The sequence below is a fragment of the Oscillatoria sp. HE19RPO genome (assembly GCF_024220515.1).
Classification (GTDB): Bacteria; Cyanobacteriota; Cyanobacteriia; order Cyanobacteriales; family Laspinemataceae; genus Laspinema.
In genome coordinates this window covers 21,337-38,629 of sequence record NZ_JAMXOT010000168.1, presented here as the reverse complement: position 1 = coordinate 38,629, position 17,293 = coordinate 21,337, and the positions used below count along the sequence as shown (strand labels likewise).

The window sequence follows — 17,293 nt, the reverse complement described above, 5'->3', positions numbered from 1 at the left end:
AAGTGTTCTTGATTGTGAGGACCCCACCCTAACCCTCCCCTTGGCAAGGGGAGGGGACCGGAAGTGTTCTTGATTGTGAGGACCCCACCCTAACCCTCCCCTTGGCAAGGGGAGGGGACCGGAAGTGTTCTTGATTGTGATGACTGATGCTAAATTTTATGAGTAAAGTTTCTTAGCCCGCAGAGGCGGGCTTTGTTTGATGACCTTTCCGCTTTGATGGGGATTTACAATAAACCATCGAGTTCTAATTCCTCGATGATTTGTAATCCGCGAGGGTCTCCGACTCGGAGTAAGGAGGCTTTGGCATCTTCCCGAACCCCCATGTCTTCGTCTTCTTCTAGGACTTCGATTAGGGAGTCGATCGCCCCGGCATACACCACATTCGAGGGGAGTTCGCGGCAGAGTTGCCCGATCGCCCAGGCGCAGTTACTTCGGACTGCGGCAATGGGGTCGGTTCGCAGGCTGTAAATGAGGGGGGGAATGGCCGAAATAACGAGCTCGTAGCCGACATTCGCCAGTTGACCTAGGGAACTGGCAGCCCAGAGGCGGACGGCGGAAATGTCGGTTTTCAGGGCTTCGAGGAGGGGTTCGAGGGCGCGGCGATCGGCACAATTTCCCAATGCCCAAACGACACCCTTTCTAACGTAGCCGTTCCAATCCAAATTTAGCCGGTCGATTAAGGGTTCGACGGCATCGGGACTGGTATTGCGTCCAAGGGCGTAGGCGGCACTCACCCGCACGAGGGGGCAAGGGTCGCTCAACAGTTGGATCAGGTGGGGGATGGCGCGTTCATCCTGGATTTCACAGAATGCCCGCGTCGCGATCATTCGCTGTTCGGGAACAGATGACGCTAACAATAGCAACATTTTCTCAGGATCCGGCTTGGGGGCAGGTGCCTCATCCAAATGATCCAGAGGGCTATCTAGCTCATCATCGAGATTTAGTGCGCTTAGGTCACGGTCGTACATAAACCGTATTTTACCATAAATGTCATTTATCCTTAACAGGCAAGGAAAGGGGTTTTGGGAGGATGGGAGAGATGGGGAGGATGGGGAGGATGGGGGAGATTGTTTGTAGTAACGACTTCAGTCGTTGCTCTCGTGTTATGGCTAAAGCCATAACACGAGCAATTGTAGGCTCTACCACCTGCCTGTTTGGGGACTAGAGCTTAAAGCCGCTCATGGTGCGTGTCATGGCGATCGCCATGACACGAGAGCAACGACTGAAGTCGTTACTACAAACAATCTCCCCCATCCTCCCCATCCTCCCCATCCTCCCCATCTCTCCCATCTCCCCCATCCTCCCGAAACCCCCATCCTCCTCAAACGATGTTTTCAAAAAAAATAGAGGCACTGCTGTGCCTCTGGGGATGGCGAGTTAGGCTGATTTAGCCTGAACTGCCAGTTGCTCTAACATATAAGGTTAGAGTCTAGTCAATAGAATCGGCTGTCCGTTCTAGGGCTTTACCGGAACGATCCAGGTCGGTCTTCACTTTAGATTTAACCGCGTCGGTGGCGTTTTCTGCGGTGTTTTGGGCTTTATTGCCGAGTTTATCTGCTTCCCGGGCTGCTTTTTGAGCACCTTTGTTAATCGTGTTTCGGGTATTTTCAGCGGCAGTTTCCCCAGTTTCTTCGGCTAAATTGGCCCCGGCTTTGGCGTGTTTGCCCAGTTCGTCTGCGGCATTTTCAGCGCGATCGCCAATTTTAGAGACTTGTCCGGGGACTTCTTCGAGGATCTCGCCAAGGTCTTTGTCCGGATAGGTCCGGGAATCGTCTTTAATCCGACGTTCGGCGCTATCTCTGAGGGCTTTGGCTTTGGATTCAGCGCGGTTCGTCGCCTCTTGTCGGGGGTCCGTATCTGGATACTCGTTCATCCCCCCTTCATAGGTGGAGTTGACGTACTTGGAGGGCATTTCTTCTCTCACCTGGTCCGAAGTTTTGGCCATGACAGACGGGGTATTGCTACAAGCAGTCCCGACGAAGAGTAGCAGTCCAGCCATCATTCCGGTTAAAATTTGTCGAAGGCTAATATTTTTCAGCCAATTAATCATCTGTTTCATACAAAACTCCTTTGAATTTGAGTAGCATTGTTGCCGCTTTTTGCCTTACATTTCATGGGGTAAAAGCGGCTGTTGCATACTTCTATGATTGTTATTTTGAGAAAGTTAAATTTTCCTCAATGACTTCCAGCTTAGAGTGCCAGTGGCGATCGCAACCTCTACCGAAAGTATCATTTTTTACCGATTTCCCCAAGGCTGCAAAAGTAGCGACAATCCATTGCCCGATTGCTAAATCGCTAGTCGGATGAATCAAAAAATTTACCCTTTTGGGGGGATGTCACTAGCCTCCCGTAATGAATAACCGTCAGCTTGAGCAACATGAAGCTTGGAGGTCATTACACCAACTGTCAAATTCCTGCAAGCTTCACTATATAGCCTTGATGTTGCGTACCGTTTGTTATAAAGAAGAGGCTAGAACCGTTGATGTTTACTAGACCTCTTGCAAAAAAAGGATTGATCCCCCCAACCCCCCTTAAGAAGGGGGGCTTTAAAGAATTTTGCAAGAGGTCTACTGTTTCGGTGGCGATTTCACTGGGTTAGACCCAGACGCTAGAAGGGTTGGCCGTTTCGATGAGAATGCGTTCGACTTGAACCGGGGTTAAATTCGGATTCGCTTGCAACATCAAGGCAACCACGCCAGAAAGATATGGCGCAGCCATTGAGGTGCCATCTAAGGTAAAATAGTTCTGATTAGGGGTGGTGGAACGGATGCCGACTCCGGGTGACACCAGGAAAGGATAAGGACCAAAGGCGGAACCTGCTGGATTGGAGAAGGGGGCGACTCGGAGATCGCGATCGACTGCACCCACGGCAATTCCCAGTCCTGCGGTGGCGCGAATGGCCGGATCTGCCGGTTGAGTTGCCCTTGCGGATCCTTCATTTCCCGAGGCAAAGACGGCGACGACTCCGCGATCGCGTGCAAAGCGCAAGGCTTCAGCAATCCGTTCGGTAGGCGGTTCTCCGGGCAAATTCCCTAAGCTCAAATTCAAGATCTGTGCACCATTCTCCACGGCATAGCGAATTCCGTTTGCTACAGCGATTTCAAATTGGTCGAAGGACTGGCGAGCGTCCAGAACACGCACCGGCATTAATGTCGCATTGTATGCCACGCCGGTCACATCAAACGGAATTCCCCCATTGAAAATCCCATCAATTCCATTTCTCTGTGCACCAATAATCCCCGCTAGGTGGGTGGCGTGACGGTCGGTTGAGTAAGAAAAGGAGGGATTCCCATCCCCATCCACGAAATCATAGCCGTGAAAGTCATCAATCAACCCATTGCCATCATTATCTACCCCGTCGCCGATAATTTCACCCACATTCACCCAGAGATTCCCCTGGAGGTCCCGATGAGTGAGATCGATTCCCGTATCCAAAACCGCGACAACGACGCCCTCGCCGGTATATCCTTGATTCCAAACCGCAGGTGCATTGATCGCATCTAAGGCATAATTATTGGCGATGGGATTGGTAACTTGGGGAAACGGAGTCGGTTCTCCCAGGACCCGCGCCACGGCAGCACCAGCATCCACTAACCCAAACCCAAAGTTCGGGTCAAACATCGGGGGTGGGAGGTCCAGAACCCGGGTTTCTGACGCCGTGGCGTTATCCGGGGAGAGACTCAGGTGATAATTCGTCTCTCCTTCTACAGGTTTGACCCAGACGGAATAGGTTCCGGGTTCTAAGGCACTTTGGGTAATTGTTTCCGGTTGATTGCCTGGGGTGATAGATTCGGCGAGAATTTGGGCGGTTTCCGGGGAGTCCTCAACTAAAAATAAGTCTACATCAGCGGTTAATCCATTCAGTTCGATCTGAACTGGGGTGGTTGTCTCTAGGGTGAATTGGTAAATGTCTGCGGCGTTGTTGGATGCTAAGACGTTACTCAGGAGGATGTCTGAGGAGAGGACCCCGAGGTTCTGGGGGTATAAGTCCTGGTTTCCGGTCAGGTTGGGGTAGGAGTTGGATAGCGCAAGGGTCGCCAGACTCAGATGATAGGATGTTTCTTCGTTGGGGGCAGCGATCGCCAAGGAGTAATCCCCCGGATTTAAGACCCGATTCAGGAGTTTGGCGCGGGTTCCCGGTTCTGTATCTGAGGCGATCGCCTCGGTGAAGTCGAAGACTCGGTCGCCGTTGTCATCCTGATACAGAGTGAGTTCAATCTCATCACTCAGTCTACTCAGGAGTAAACTCACTTGACTGGGGCTATCTACGCGAAACCGATACTGTTGCAAGGAGGTTTCTGGGGAAGTCGCCCCGGTTAGGTTTCGGGTCCCCAGTACCCCCAGTTCCAGGGTTTCGTTGAGGGCGAGGGGTAAGTTATTTTCTGTTGCGGCACGTCCCTCGGATGCGCCAAATCGGAGGTAATGTTCCACCGCACTGATTTTTCCTGTTCTCACGAATGCAGCAACATCAGGATGATGGGTTAAATAAAAGGTCGCATCAAAGTTCGGTCCAGGAGACCGTCCCTCCTGTTGTCCCGACTTGACAAAATGTTCGTAAGCGGTGAGTAAATCCCCTGTGACTGCGGTAGCAATATCCGGGTTGCGATCGAGATAAATATCCGTAAAAAATTCTGTGATCGGATCGCGATTTTCAAATTGCCCCGCATCAATGAAGTGTTGTAGGGCCGTAGTTTCTCCCCCACTCACTGCCGTCCTGACATCGGGATATAAAGCTAAATAAAAATCAGGGTCAAACCAAGCGCTGGGTTGGCGATTTTCAAATTGACCCGCATCGATAAAGTGTTGTAATCCACTGGGGAAAATCCCCGCACTAACGGCTGCCATCACGTCGGGATTGTGGCTGAGGTAATAGCTTTCGTTAAATAAGCTGGTGGCGTCTAACACAATCTACTTTTCTCGTCTAAGCAACAGGGTCCTGTTTTTGGCGATTGCTCGCTTTCAGGGGTTTGAATCGGGCGATCGCTGAATTAGCAGTTCGCCCTAATCTTACTAATCTTATCATATTTTTCTTTGGCAGAAGTGACACAATTTCGGGATGCTAACTCTCGATTGTAGGGGCAGTCAATAAACTGCCCCTAAAGATTGGGTTGCCTTCCCCAGGATGAGGGTGAAGTCCGGATTAAGTTAATTCGCTCCTAAATTGTGGCAAAATGTAGTCTTCTGCAGCGCCGTAGTTAACAGCCCAACCGAGATCTCTTAAGGAGGCGATGGTTAAGGCACTGGTGACTTGCTGCTCATTGGGATGTCCAGCTTCTACCCCAATTTCGTTGTCAAAGGTGGGATTTTTGCGCCAGTGACCCAAGTCAGACCCTTCCCCCACGTTAACGGTGAGTTCGACTGGAGTGGGAAGGAATGTACCGCGCATTTCTCCATATACCTGTCCAGCAAAGGTATTGGCATCGTATAAACCCTGTGTAGAATCAGCGATTAGGTTCTTGTCTGGCCATAACGTGCCGAATCCGACAACGTGAGTGAGTTCGTGAACCATTGTATCGTATAGGTAGCGGGGATGGTCCAGAAGGTCACTCTGAGGGTTGGTGTTGAAGACTACTTCACCGTGGATTGGGATGGGGGCTGTTTCCAGGCGTCGCACTCTAGTCGGTCCGGCGGATGCGACGAATCCCGGTCCGAAATCCCCAGATTCGATATCGACAGTGATGGTATGGGGAGCATTAAAGGGACTTTGGGTAACCAGTTGTTCGATGCGATCGGCAGCTTTGCGGATGGTATGCCGATGGGAATCCGTAAGGGTTTCGGTACCGGGTCCGAAATTGAGTTCCAGGGAAAAGGCTTGCGGGTCCGTGGGGCTAGGGGTAAAGTTACTGTTGAGGGTGTAATTGGCGGTGTTGTGATTGAAGGCGATCGCCTGGAGGGTATAAGTGCCTGGATCTAAAAATTGGCGGATGGATTCATCAGTGGGACCGCGATTGGGTTGCCATGGGATGATTTCGATTTCTTCAGTATCGATCATGCCATTAGCATTGCGATCAGCGACTGGATCAATGATGCCATTGCCGTTGAAATCTCGAACTAGGCGTAAGTCGGCATCTCCCGTCAAGTTTGTCAGTTCAGCGGTGAAAATCCCGGAGTGAGCAAGGGTGAAGCGATAGAAGTCTTCGGGATTGTTGGCACTCACTTGTCCGACAACGGTCTGATTCGGTTGAAACCCAAGGGTGCGATCGCTGGTTTCTAATCCGGCGATCGCAATGGGAATGGCGGTAGCGAGAGTATCCCCAGGACCGGGTTCCGGGTTGATGGGTTCTGCTGTCTGTAAGGGATTTTCAGGATTGCCCGTTAAGCTGGGGGTCGAGTGAGAGTTGCCGCCATTCCAATCGGTGAGGCGATCGCGGGTGACGGAGAGAACCGGGTAATCATCGGTCAGAAAGTCGGTATCTGCCGGATTAGGGGATTCTGTCCTCCTCACTTGGAGCATTTGCAGCCCGAGGGTTTCCAGGGGGTCTGTGGGCGGGTGAGATTGCCGTGAGAACTCTGGGAAAAACCGGGTGAAGTCTTCCAGAATGGCAGTTTCCCGAAGGGATAATTCTGGGGGAATAGATTCAGGGTTCTGTAAGGCACTGGGTTGACTGGGATGGACTCCGGGTGCGATCGCCCCCGGGAAATCTTCATTGAATGGATCCGAAGCAATCCCGGTGAAGGGTTCGCTATGTTGGCCGAGGGCAGACTTCGGGTGAAATAACTCACTACTTTCTAACATGAGGCAAAGTTTTGAAGCAATGTAGAACAAAATTCAAATCAATCTGAACCGATATTTTGACAGCACAATCGGCCACCGAAATGCGGATAACCGCCGATCGGCTCATATCTTGAGTCAGAATTTTTCGGGGTCACCGGGCTAAACAGCGATCGCCCTTTGAGTTTCCCCAATTTGGGGAGGCAAATAGGGCCAACCCGTTCACCCGTTGGGTCCGGTTTAAATCCAAGATTACTCTCTCAAAATGAGAAATTTAATCGAGATAAACCAGCATTAAGCTATCATTGAACCCGTTGATTTAGAGAGAGTAAAATCCTTGCTCCTGTGCTGTTTCTTTAAATACTCTGTTGCCACAAAAAAGCTTCTCCCTCTCAAGACTTACGCTGATTTTACTGGATGATACCGGAGAATAGCCGGGTTTTTCTAGTGGGTATAAAGAATTTTTATTCAAACCACAGACCCCTTTAACAAACTTCAAGTTTAGATAGACTGAGCGGACTGAATGGCTACATCTTTTCAGTCAGTGGGCTAAAATTCAACTCCTTAAATGAATTGGCGATCGCCCTAAACTGTTTCTGGTTCCAGAGTACCCCCAATCTGAGCTAAAATAATCACCTAGATTAAAAAAATATTGAAAAACAAGCAAAATATCCCTCTGCGAGGGGATTGACAGATCAAGCAGAACCCGGAAACCCAGCCTCCTGGTTACTTAATTTATCCCTTGAAAAAAGTCCCAATCAATCCTGAACCCATCTGGTGGTGGGACCAATAACCGGATTTAAGGGTCCTCCAAAAATTAAAATCTTGCCAATAGAATTGCTCGGGTTCTTTGTCCGACAAATTTAGAGGGGCGCGACCCAGCGAATTGGAGGCAATAGAGTAAATCAGAAAATCTAAACCTCTGGAAGTGTTCAAAAGAATAAACATCAACAATCTGCATAACACGGCCAGAATAAAAGCCTCTCAAAAGCTGGAAACCTTGCTTTTGAGAGGCTTTTATGCTGGATAAACTAGGCGGATTGTAGCGTCTTATGTAGACAGAGTTAGACTGTAATTTGTATTCACACCCTGGAACCCAGGAGAGACTAGAACTAAGTAATCCCCGGGTGTTAAGGTGCGACTGAGCGCTTCTGGTGTTGTCCCACTTTGAATGGATTGAGCAATCAAGTTCCCTTGCTCGACTGCCCCATTATTATTCACCGTTTGATACAGTCTTAAGTCTGCATCATCATTGAGACCCGTGAGTAATAAATTAACGTTTCTCACATCATTGAGGACAAACCGGAAATAGTCTTGCGGGTCCGGATCCCCCACAAACTCATCGATTCGGCGCGTCCCAGACAAAATCCCCAGATTAGTCGCAGTATTCGCGCTATTCCCCCCAATATCTCCAGTGACTGGGGTAGCAATCAAATTCAAATTGTACGGCGTTTCAGCCCCAGCAACCCCTTGGGAAACATTCACAAAATAGTTACCTGATGTGAAAAATCCCGTGATAGAATCTTGCAGGGTTCCCGGTTGTGTGGACAAGCCAACCCGTTCCGTGGCATTGACAGTTCCATCATTATTACTATCAAAAAAGAGTTCTAAATTGGCATCTTGAGTCATGCCATTGATGACCACATTTAAGTTAGTGGGTCCACTCAAGTTAAAGCGGTAGTAGTCATTCGGATTGGTACTCGAAATTGACTGATTAAAAATTTGAGTTCCCGTGAGTACCCCGGCATTTAACGCCGTTTCCGGGGTGTTCCCAGGTCCTACTGGGACAGGAGGTGGTGGCGGAGGAGGTAACGGTGGCAGGGGTGTTCCTCCGGGAGTCGCAATCCGTCCTTCTTGTATTCCATTGGATAAATAATGTTCAAATGCCTGCCGGAAGTTGAACCCAAATGCTTGCTGTAAATCTGGATTAGCGCCTAAATAGAAGCGAACATTAAAGTTGGGAGAGGAAGTCCGTCCTTCATTCACCCCAATAAATTGAAAGTGTTCGACTAACTGCCGGTTATTTAATTGTTGTAAGTCTGGGTTGACCGTTCGGTAAAAGTTGGGATCGAAGGCGATCGCAGAAGCACGACCCTCGTTAATCCCAAAGTTTTGGTAATGATTCAACAGGGCTTCACTCCCCACAACCCCTGCCGACGTCAGCCCAGGATTGGCACTGGCATAAAAAGCTGGATTGAAAACTAATGAAAAGGGGCGATTTTCTCGGACCCCAAAGTTAGAAAGATGATCGTAAAGTTGCCTGCGGGTCGTCAACCCAGCAGCAGTTAACCCGGGATTATTCCGCCGGTAAAAGTCTAAATCCACTACGGGGGAAAATACCCGTCCTTCATTTAGACCAAAATTTACTAAATGGTCCAAAGCTTGCTGATTATTTAATCCTCGCAAATCTGGATTAACAGCGCGATAAAAATCCGCATCCAATAAGTTGATTGCCATAATTTACCTCACCCTATTTGGGCGTTACATTTCGTGGGTTACATTTCGTGGAGCGTCTAGGGGTTTATTTGATTGTAAAACCTTGAGCTAGACTCATTGTTAAAAGGGGCATCAATATTTAATTATGATTGATTTTACCAGATTCTGTCAACCGAAATCAAAAATAAATCTTAATTTTTCTATAATTTTCCTCTCCCACCCTTCATTTAAACTCTTGCCTCGCAAAGATTTCAGGGATTTTTACCGACTCTATCCAGATAAAAATCAATCCTCAAAAGGGGTTAATTTGCTTCCCCATCGGTCAAGACAGACTGATTTGAGCTGGCATCCATCCCCACTAGAGTATGATATAGCCGTCCTAAATCAATTGCCTCATTCTGGAAGAAGGCAATGCCGGAGTTTCCTCATTCTCGATTTCAGGAAGGATTTGAAATCAAACTATAAATTGATAAAATTAAGGGAAACACCGGAATTACTTGAGTCTGGGTTAACCGAAAGGGAAGAGAGAGTTTCAGAAATCACGATGACCGATAGAGATTTAATCGCTGAAACCCTGAATGATTCAGCCCCCGACTCTGGAGAAAACCCATCGCGTTCAAGCCTGATTTCTGCCGGTCATGGAAGTTATTCCACCCCTTCAAATATCCCGGGATTTGGATAGGGTTTCATGAGGGTTGAGGTCGATCGCATTCATGACATTCACCACCTGAGCGATCGCCGATGCTTGCTGTTGCGCGGTGAGGGCAATATTTTGATTGTTAACAAAAATCTTGTCGATCGCTTGAGCAACCCCATCAAATGCCTCAGCCATTTCTTGAACGATCGCCACCCCAGTTTGTACCGTTTCGAGACCCTCTTCCGTTACCATCACCGTAGAGGAGACTGCCGCCTGGATATCATTAATTAAATTACTAATCTTTTGTGCGAGTACCTTACTTTGGTCCGCTAAAGACCGAATTTCGCTGGCAACCACCCCAAATCCCTTCCCTTGCTCCCCCGCACGACTCGCTTCGATCGCCGCATTCAACGCCAGAATATTGGTCTGAGTGGCTAAATGACTGACCAACCGAGAAATATCCCCAATTTGCGCCGCTTGCTGTTGAGTGCGGGTAATCTCAGCAGCGATCGCGCCTACCTTCTGCTCTAACGTATTCATCCCGGTTTGAGTCCGTTCCACCGCCGCCTTTCCCCCAGATGAAAGCGATCGCGATCGATGAGCTTGAGCATCTGCCGCCTTGGCTTGCTCTGCCGTAGCACTGGCTGACACCTCCAATTCATTCATCGTTGCTCTAATTTGAGAAAAAGCGCTTGCCAACTCCGTAGACAGAGTTTTTTGCATCTTCGCCCGGTATTCTAGGGATTCAAATGCCTCTTTCAGTCCAGTTTCTGCTTGAAGTCGCTGGATATCGATATGTCCCAGGGTCCAGGCATTCCACCAAATCAACCCGGAAAAAACCATCACATTTAATATCCCCAGGAGCGAAATGCCCATTTCCGCCGTGTATAACTCTCCCCGCCAGCCGATTAAAATGATCCAACATAACAACGGAGGGATACCAATCGCTGCCGGATAAAACCTTCTTGCCATCAATCCCCCGGCAGTGGGACTGGCGATCGGGGCCATAATTCCCGCATCAAGACGCGCAAACAGCATCGCCAAGCACAGCACGATAAATCCCACCGCCGTATGCAATGCCATCGCGGTAAACGCTTTATCTAAGCGATAAAAAAAGGCATTGCCATACAAATAACCCAAAAACCCAAAAAATGCAATTAAAAATCCTAAAATCGTCAAACATTGTGCCGCCAAATAGTTCGGTCTAGGAATACAAATCAGCACCAAAGCCGAACCCAATAACAGAAAATTCAAGGCGCTATTGGGTGCCATCCGTCCGGGAGTCGCCGTCGCCACAGCATCCACAGATTCTTTAAAAAACAGTTCATCAATGCCTAAATTTACGCCAAACCCATACTGCATCAAAGTCAACAGCCCTACAGCCACAACCAAGAGGGCGCAAATTAAAGCAGTCCGCCTACTCTGAGTGTCTCTGGACCCACGATGCCACAAGCTAATACAAGTTCCTCCCAAGATAAAACCAATCGCGGTATTAGCTTTCATGGTCACTAATCCCGGGAAGACACTTTTGAGGGTGGGGATATCAAACATCCATCCTAAGATGACCATACAGCCAATCAAAATAACGGTAATGCTGGCTATCCGAGAAATGGATACCAGAACCGATCGCTCATTAGCAGCAAATGGAATCTGTGGAATCTGACGGGACTGTTCATACATGGACTTTTTTACCTAAATCAGGGGGGTGAAAGCAGCCGAATCATTCGGGAATAATTGCTGGGTGAGTTTTAATGAAACCGCCGCAGCGTTGGCCCTGTTATATCAGAACCGATTATTTGGCGTCAATAAATTGTAACTAAATAGTCTAAAAATTTTAGCGGATTTGAGTTGATTAAATAGAAATTAAACGGGCCTAGTCTGTCGGATTGATTTGACTCGGGCTAGTTTTTAACCGAGTCCGCTCAACCCAGGAAGTCTAAGGATTGGGATTAACCCCAATTTGAGATTAGTGTTTAATTTTAAACCAGTCACCTCGTCAATTCCCTCGGGAACGGGATGCGGGGATCTCGGAGAGTTGCCTCTTTTAAGGGGTGAGTGCATCCTGACAGGATGCCTGGGTTGTGACGCCCAAAAGCCTTGCTAGTCTAGCATCCCTTGCTCCCGCAGCGAAACCAGGCGGGTCAAAAAAGGGATGCTGGATCTCAGTCTTGACGAGCCAGGGGAGAGAATCACAGGCCAAACCTTCCATTCAGGTGTTACCCTGGAAACGGTTAACCCGAACCGAGGGAGTATTTTTTTCAGAGTTCGGAGCCAATCACGCCACTTCTTCCTATTAAGAGCGTAGAGCGATCGCCAATGAACGAGCTGGATCAATACTATCGAGAACTGGGGTTAGAGCCTGGAGCATCACTAGAGGAAGTGAACCAGGCGTATAAAGATTTGGCGTTTATTTGGCATCCCGATCGCATACCCAAAGATAATGCCCGTTTGGTTTCCAAAGCCCAAGATAAATTAAAACAAATTAACGAAGCCCGCGATCGCCTGCGCTCAACTCCCAAAAACCCCCACCCCAGCAATCGGCCCTCCTCAGGATATCAAACCCACAAATCCAGCGCCGGTTACACCTATTCCAATCCTCCCCATCCAGGCGATCGGACCAGTTCTCATGCTCAGGGTCAGGGTCACTGGCGATCGCACAAACCGCACAATCCCGACCTAACCGGAGCCGACTTGCGGGGTCAAAACCTGCGGGAAAAAGACCTATCCGGCAGAAATTTAAGCCATGCGAACCTCAGTCAAGCTGACCTGAGTGATGGCTTTTTACACAAAATTAATTTATCCGGAGCCAACTTGCAAGGAGCCAACTTATTCCGCGCCAATTTATTGCAAGCCAATCTCACCTATGCCAACTTACAAAATGTTAATTTAATCGGAGCCGATTTAAGCGGAGCCGATTTAACCGGCGCTGACCTACGCGGCGCTAAAATGGGTACAAAAGACCGCCTCTTCGTCAAGCTAATCGGCACCAAATTAACCGGAGCCATCATGCCAGACGGTCGCATCCACGAATAATCAATATGCTTTCTTTCTTAAATTCGTAGTAACCTGGACCGTGAAAAGTTCTGTATAACCCCAAGTCCGTCGCTCTATGGGCCTCAAAAAAAATGGACCGGCATAAAACCCGTCCATAAGTCATACGGCTAAAGAGTCTAAGCTTAACCCGTGTTATACCCAATCCGGTTGGTAATAGTCGGTTTTCCCTTTGACATCGGTTAGTCCCTCGGCAAACTGCATTAAGGTCACCAAAGCGCTCATAGGCCGGAGACCGGGCTAACTGACCACAGTTCGGGTAAAGCTCAAGAAAGTCTGGATCGGTGTAGAGTCTTCCTAACTTCTTCATACATGATTCTTGAGGATGAAGGGTCATGATTCACTCCATAAATTAGGAGAGAAAGAGGGTAGGGTCCCTAAACCGCCATGAGTTTTTCTTGGGTACTATTTTAACGGGCCTCTCCTGGGTAAATAGGAGGTCAGACCCCCTATGTTATTAGCCAACAGAATCCTCAAAGGTGCGGATTTTTATTTGGGAATCTAAATCCTTAAAGACAATTGTTCTGGGGGTGGATTGTAACCGAAATGCCGCCAAGCGGCTGGGGTGGCGGTTCTGCCGCGATGGGTGCGATTCAAATAGCCGATTTGCAATAAATAAGGCTCATAAACCTCCTCAATGGTTTGAGAATCCTCTCCGGTTGCCGCAGCGAGGGTTTCCAATCCCACGGGGCCGCCGTTGAAGTTTTCAATCAACATTTTTAATAAACGTTGGTCGGTCCAATCCAGACCGATCGGGTCTACGTTAAACAATTCTAAGGCTAGATTGGCGACGGAGGCGTTAATATCTCCGCATTCCTTGACTTGGGCGTAGTCGCGCACTCGTTTGAGCAGGCGGTTGGCGATGCGGGGAGTTCCCCTAGAACGACGGGCAATTTCTTCGCATCCATCCGGGGTGATGGGGGTTTGCAGGAGTTCGGCAGTGCGTTGAACGATCGCCGTTAATTCATCCACCTCGTAGAAGCGCAACCGTTGAATCAACCCAAAGCGATCGCGCAGGGGGGAGGAGAGATTGCCAATGCGGGTGGTGGCTCCCACCAGGGTAAACCGTTGCAGGGGAATACTCCGAGTTCTGGCACTTTGTCCTTTGCCAATAGTAATATCCACTCGAAAATCTTCCAATGCCGGATAGAGAATTTCTTCACTCATCCGACTCAGGCGATGAATTTCATCGATGAACAGCACATCCCCCGGTTGCAGATTCACCAGTAACCCGACGATATCTCGGGGGCGTTCTAAAGCAGGGGCTGAGGTGATTTTACAGCCCACTTTCATTTCGCTAGATAAAATCAGGGCCATTGTGGTTTTACCCAAACCCGGGGGACCATAGAGTAATAAATGATCCAGGGCTTCCGATCGCGATTGGGCCGCTTTGATGGCAATATCCAGGACTTCTTTCAGGTCTTTTTGTCCGATATAATCAGCCAATCGGTGGGGGCGAATGCTTTCTTCCTGCTGAATGTTGGTTTGTTCTTCCGGGGTGGCTTGAGGTTCGAGGAGTCCGGGGTTTGAAGGATTGGAGGTTGCCCCTTTTTCAGCAGTTTTGCGCTCTTTCTTCGGTGGATCGGTGGGGTTATGGGAAGAGATGATTGCCATGAGTGCCTTTGTTCGTAGACAATAGTGCGAATGCGAATGGCGCTTCGTGCCATTTTTAGTCAGGATGCTCCAACGGATTTAAACAGGCTATTTTTATGAGTTATGACTAATTTATCTTCTTTAACCGTACCGGATTCAGTCAGCTTCGCGGAGGCGATCGCCCTGACCCAATCGTTCTTAGAGCAAATGGCGACAGGGGCGCTTTCGGAAGCTCAGATTGCTCAGGTAACGGAAAATCTAGTGCGGACTCAAAATGGGGCGCGGGGGTTTTTCGTGACCTATTTAAGCGATGAGAGTCCCTTGCCCGACTGCCCCTCTCCGGGAATTTTCCAGGGATTAGGGTCCTCCGAGGAGATTGTTTCGGAACTGATGGTGAAAAATCTCGCCATGTCTTCGGCAATGGTAATTGCTCATCGGCGTTCCGGGGATGAAACGATGGCCCAAGGTTCTGAGCGCGTGCGCGATCGCAGCACCCAGATTATTCAAACTCTAGCTTTGCCGAAGATGCAACAGGGGATTGAATCTCTATTAGAAACAATCCGCACCGGAACGGGACGTTACCAGTCATTTTTAGAACGCTGGAAGTACGATGCCGAACAAAAAGCGGCCATCGCCAAGGCGTTGCAAGCTGTTTTATAGGAAAAAACACCACTTTTGATGAAATCAATCGACATTTACCCCACAAGGGGCTATCTGGACCGCGCGGCGATCGTTAACGATGAGTTGGTCCTGCAAGGATGGGTGGCCCCGATTCAAGGCGACTGCCCGGTGGACCAATTTCAAGTCACCTTTGCTCATGAGCCATTGAGCAATTTAAACTGCACCCTCGGGATGCCTTCTGAGGATGTGAAAAAGGTTTATCCCGACTTAAAAGGGGCTGACAAAGCTCGGTTTGAGATTCGTGCGACCCTCACCCGGGAACAGCAACAGCAGCAGCAGGATGTGTTGATTACTGCCACTCCCTTGGTCAATGGGGAACCGGGGACGATGCTGCTGACCCTGATAGAACCCACCCTACCCCTGCCTCCGGAGGAGTACATCCAATATATTGGGGGCGGTTTTACGAATATTGGGTTAGAGTTTTTGGGCTATTTCATCCAGCGGGGTGGATTAAACCCGAGCAGTCGCGTCTTGGATGTGGGCTGTGGAATTGGTCGGATGGCCTACACTTTGGCCTATTATCTTAATGAGCACGGAAGTTATGAAGGGTTTGATATTCATGAACCCCTGATTGAGGTGGCGGCTCAAACCTTTGGCGATCGCTGTCGGAACTTTCGCTTTGAACACGCGGATATCTACAACCCGATGTACAACCCCGACGGTCCCGTACAAGCGGCCCAGTATCGCTTTCCCTATCCCAATGAGCGGTTTAATTTTGTGTTTTTGACCTCGGTGTTTACCCACATGAGAGCCCCCGAGGTCCGTCAGTATCTCAATGAGATTCACCGGGTGATGAAACCGGGGAGTCGGTGCGTGATGACCTGTTTTTTGCTCAATCCTGAGTCAGAATCTTATATTCGCCGGGGGAAAAGCTCCCAGAATATTGTTCATAAATTAGAAGAGTGTTTTACCAGTACCCTGGAGGTCCCGGAACAGGCGATCGGGTTTAAGGAACCCCTGCTGTTAGAGTGGATCTCTAAACGCGGATTTAGTGTCGTCGGGAAATATTATGGCGGATGGTGTGGACGCCCATATCTGACGAGCTATCAGGATATACTGGTTTTGCAAAAAGACTAAGAAAATATGCTTATCACTGTCCCCGTTAGACTATTCTAACTGGGGATTGGTTATCCTAACCTTTAAGGCGATCGCCATTGGAGAGGGGAACCCTCCATTCCGGCGATCGCCTCTAAGTCTAGTTTATTCCGGCTCATGGTGTTGGACGCTCCCCATTCAGGCGATCGGCCAAGTGTTGCCACAGCAATCGCACCCATGAAGCCCCCTATCTGTAGTTGTGGGTGAGGATGTGAAAATTGGTCAGAACAATCAAAGGAGCCTTTCGCAAGGCAAACCCCATTTCCCAAAGGTCATTGCTTGATGAACAACTGTTAATCAAGCTCAACCTGCTCAAAACCCTAGTTCAACGAGACTTAGCCGCCCGTTATAAAGGCTCAGTTTTGGGCAATTTATGGCCGTTGCTCAATCAGCTTTCCCAACTGCTGATTTACACTTATGTCTTCTCTATTATATTAAAGGTCAAGCTTCCGGCAAATAACTTACCGGAAAATAGCTTTACCTTTGGTTTATGGTTGTTTGCCGGATTGGTTCCCTGGATTGCCTTTACCAGTGGCTTTATGCAAGCGGCCAATGTGGTGGTGGGACAGCCCAATTTAGTCAAAAAAGTGGTTTTTCCCCTAAGTTTACTGCCCTTAGTCCCGGTCCTCTCGGCCTTTATTGAAAGTACCTTGGGACTAATGGCCTTAATTTTCATGTTGGCAATTTCTTCCGATACACTCCATCCCACCCTGTTCCTCCTCCCCTTGGTGTGGGTGACCCAACTGCTATTTACTGCCGGATTGGGATATTTAACTTCGGGATTCACCGTGTTTTTGCGAGACATTCCCCAAACCCTGATTGTCTTGGTGAATTTGTGGTTTTATTTAACCCCCATTTGCTATCCAGCAACGGTGATTCCTGAGCAATGGCGCGAGTTAGTATTTTGGTTGAATCCAATGGCGGCGATCGCAGAAACCTATCGAGATATCATCCTCGTTGGCGAAATCAACCACCCCGGAGAATGGGCCGTTGCTACCTTGATTTCTTTAATCATTTTTGGACTCGGTTTCTGGTCCTACCGTCGCTTACGGCCCGCCTTTGCTGATGTTATCTAAATTAAGAATAAA

14 protein-coding genes are annotated in these 17,293 nt (G+C 48.9%); 5 read left to right on the top strand and 9 right to left on the bottom strand.

Going from position 1 to position 17,293, the window contains the following annotated elements:
• Positions 1-224: 224 nt before the first annotated feature.
• The 6 genes from NG833_RS16200 to NG833_RS16175 form a co-directional block, all read right to left on the bottom strand.
• Positions 225-968, bottom strand: a complete 744-nt coding sequence (locus NG833_RS16200; RefSeq protein WP_254566321.1) for a HEAT repeat domain-containing protein — start codon at positions 966-968, stop codon at positions 225-227.
• Positions 969-1,429: 461 nt separating this feature from the next.
• Entirely contained in the window at positions 1,430-2,059 is a 630-nt protein-coding gene (locus NG833_RS16195; protein ID WP_254566320.1) for a DUF6658 family protein, read from the bottom strand.
• Between the two features lie 91 nt (positions 2,060-2,150).
• Positions 2,151-2,312 carry a hypothetical protein gene (locus NG833_RS16190; protein WP_254566319.1) on the bottom strand — a complete coding sequence of 54 codons (162 nt, stop codon included), beginning with the start codon at positions 2,310-2,312 and terminating at the stop codon, positions 2,151-2,153.
• Between the two features lie 283 nt (positions 2,313-2,595).
• Positions 2,596-4,905 carry a S8 family serine peptidase gene (locus NG833_RS16185; RefSeq protein ID WP_254566318.1) on the bottom strand — a complete coding sequence of 770 codons (2,310 nt, stop codon included), beginning with the start codon at positions 4,903-4,905 and terminating at the stop codon, positions 2,596-2,598.
• 235 nt (positions 4,906-5,140) lie between these two features.
• Positions 5,141-6,736, bottom strand: a complete 1,596-nt coding sequence (locus NG833_RS16180; protein ID WP_254566317.1) for a pre-peptidase C-terminal domain-containing protein — start codon at positions 6,734-6,736, stop codon at positions 5,141-5,143.
• Positions 6,737-7,762: 1,026 nt separating this feature from the next.
• Positions 7,763-9,169: a pre-peptidase C-terminal domain-containing protein gene (locus NG833_RS16175; RefSeq protein ID WP_254566316.1), complete on the bottom strand. Its 1,407-nt coding sequence runs from the start codon at positions 9,167-9,169 to the stop codon at positions 7,763-7,765.
• Positions 9,170-9,383: 214 nt separating this feature from the next.
• Here NG833_RS16175 and NG833_RS16170 point away from each other — a divergent pair, with 214 nt between their 5' ends.
• Positions 9,384-9,830: a hypothetical protein gene (locus NG833_RS16170; RefSeq protein WP_254566315.1), complete on the top strand. Its 447-nt coding sequence runs from the start codon at positions 9,384-9,386 to the stop codon at positions 9,828-9,830.
• Here the strand turns inward: NG833_RS16170 and NG833_RS16165 are convergent.
• Positions 9,807-11,465 (bottom strand): methyl-accepting chemotaxis protein, encoded by a 1,659-nt coding sequence (locus NG833_RS16165; RefSeq protein WP_254566314.1) that lies wholly within the window; start codon positions 11,463-11,465, stop codon positions 9,807-9,809. The two genes, NG833_RS16170 and NG833_RS16165, sit on opposite strands and share 24 nt — an antisense overlap.
• 636 nt (positions 11,466-12,101) lie before the next feature.
• Between NG833_RS16165 and NG833_RS16160 the strand changes: the two genes are divergently transcribed.
• A complete protein-coding gene (locus tag NG833_RS16160; RefSeq protein ID WP_254566313.1) occupies positions 12,102-12,818 on the top strand; it encodes a pentapeptide repeat-containing protein in 717 nt (238 codons plus the stop codon).
• 519 nt (positions 12,819-13,337) lie between these two features.
• Here NG833_RS16160 and ruvB read toward each other — a convergent pair.
• Positions 13,338-14,450: a Holliday junction branch migration DNA helicase RuvB gene (gene ruvB / locus NG833_RS16155; RefSeq protein WP_254566312.1), complete on the bottom strand. Its 1,113-nt coding sequence runs from the start codon at positions 14,448-14,450 to the stop codon at positions 13,338-13,340.
• A 102-nt stretch (positions 14,451-14,552) separates the two neighbouring features.
• Between ruvB and NG833_RS16150 the strand changes: the two genes are divergently transcribed.
• Together NG833_RS16150 and NG833_RS16145 are read left to right on the top strand one after the other, a co-directional pair.
• On the top strand, positions 14,553-15,089 hold the full coding sequence (locus NG833_RS16150) for a hypothetical protein (protein ID WP_254566311.1): 537 nt from the start codon (positions 14,553-14,555) through the stop codon (positions 15,087-15,089).
• An 18-nt stretch (positions 15,090-15,107) separates the two neighbouring features.
• Positions 15,108-16,187 (top strand): class I SAM-dependent methyltransferase, encoded by a 1,080-nt coding sequence (locus NG833_RS16145; RefSeq protein ID WP_254566310.1) that lies wholly within the window; start codon positions 15,108-15,110, stop codon positions 16,185-16,187.
• A 62-nt stretch (positions 16,188-16,249) separates the two neighbouring features.
• Here the strand turns inward: NG833_RS16145 and NG833_RS30465 are convergent, their stop codons facing one another.
• A complete protein-coding gene (locus NG833_RS30465; protein ID WP_256556012.1) occupies positions 16,250-16,384 on the bottom strand; it encodes a hypothetical protein in 135 nt (44 codons plus the stop codon).
• Between the two features lie 81 nt (positions 16,385-16,465).
• On the opposite strand from NG833_RS30465, the gene NG833_RS16140 reads away from it, so the two are divergent.
• Positions 16,466-17,281 (top strand): ABC transporter permease, encoded by an 816-nt coding sequence (locus NG833_RS16140; protein ID WP_254566323.1) that lies wholly within the window; start codon positions 16,466-16,468, stop codon positions 17,279-17,281.
• Positions 17,282-17,293: the final 12 nt, after the last annotated feature.

Bases quoted from the DNA above. Each gene is read 5' to 3' on its own strand.
- NG833_RS16145 (WP_254566310.1), top strand. From the start codon at position 15,108: ATGAAATCAATCGACATTTACCCCACAAGGGGCTATCTGGACCGCGCG.
- NG833_RS16200 (WP_254566321.1), bottom strand. From the start codon at position 968: ATGTACGACCGTGACCTAAGCGCACTAAATCTCGATGATGAGCTAGAT.
- NG833_RS16150 (WP_254566311.1), top strand. From the start codon at position 14,553: ATGACTAATTTATCTTCTTTAACCGTACCGGATTCAGTCAGCTTCGCG.
- NG833_RS30465 (WP_256556012.1), bottom strand. From the start codon at position 16,384: ATGGGTGCGATTGCTGTGGCAACACTTGGCCGATCGCCTGAATGGGGA.
- ruvB (WP_254566312.1), bottom strand. From the start codon at position 14,450: ATGGCAATCATCTCTTCCCATAACCCCACCGATCCACCGAAGAAAGAG.
- NG833_RS16195 (WP_254566320.1), bottom strand. From the start codon at position 2,059: ATGAAACAGATGATTAATTGGCTGAAAAATATTAGCCTTCGACAAATT.
- NG833_RS16175 (WP_254566316.1), bottom strand. From the start codon at position 9,169: ATGGCAATCAACTTATTGGATGCGGATTTTTATCGCGCTGTTAATCCA.
- NG833_RS16180 (WP_254566317.1), bottom strand. From the start codon at position 6,736: ATGTTAGAAAGTAGTGAGTTATTTCACCCGAAGTCTGCCCTCGGCCAA.
- NG833_RS16165 (WP_254566314.1), bottom strand. From the start codon at position 11,465: ATGTATGAACAGTCCCGTCAGATTCCACAGATTCCATTTGCTGCTAAT.
- NG833_RS16160 (WP_254566313.1), top strand. From the start codon at position 12,102: ATGAACGAGCTGGATCAATACTATCGAGAACTGGGGTTAGAGCCTGGA.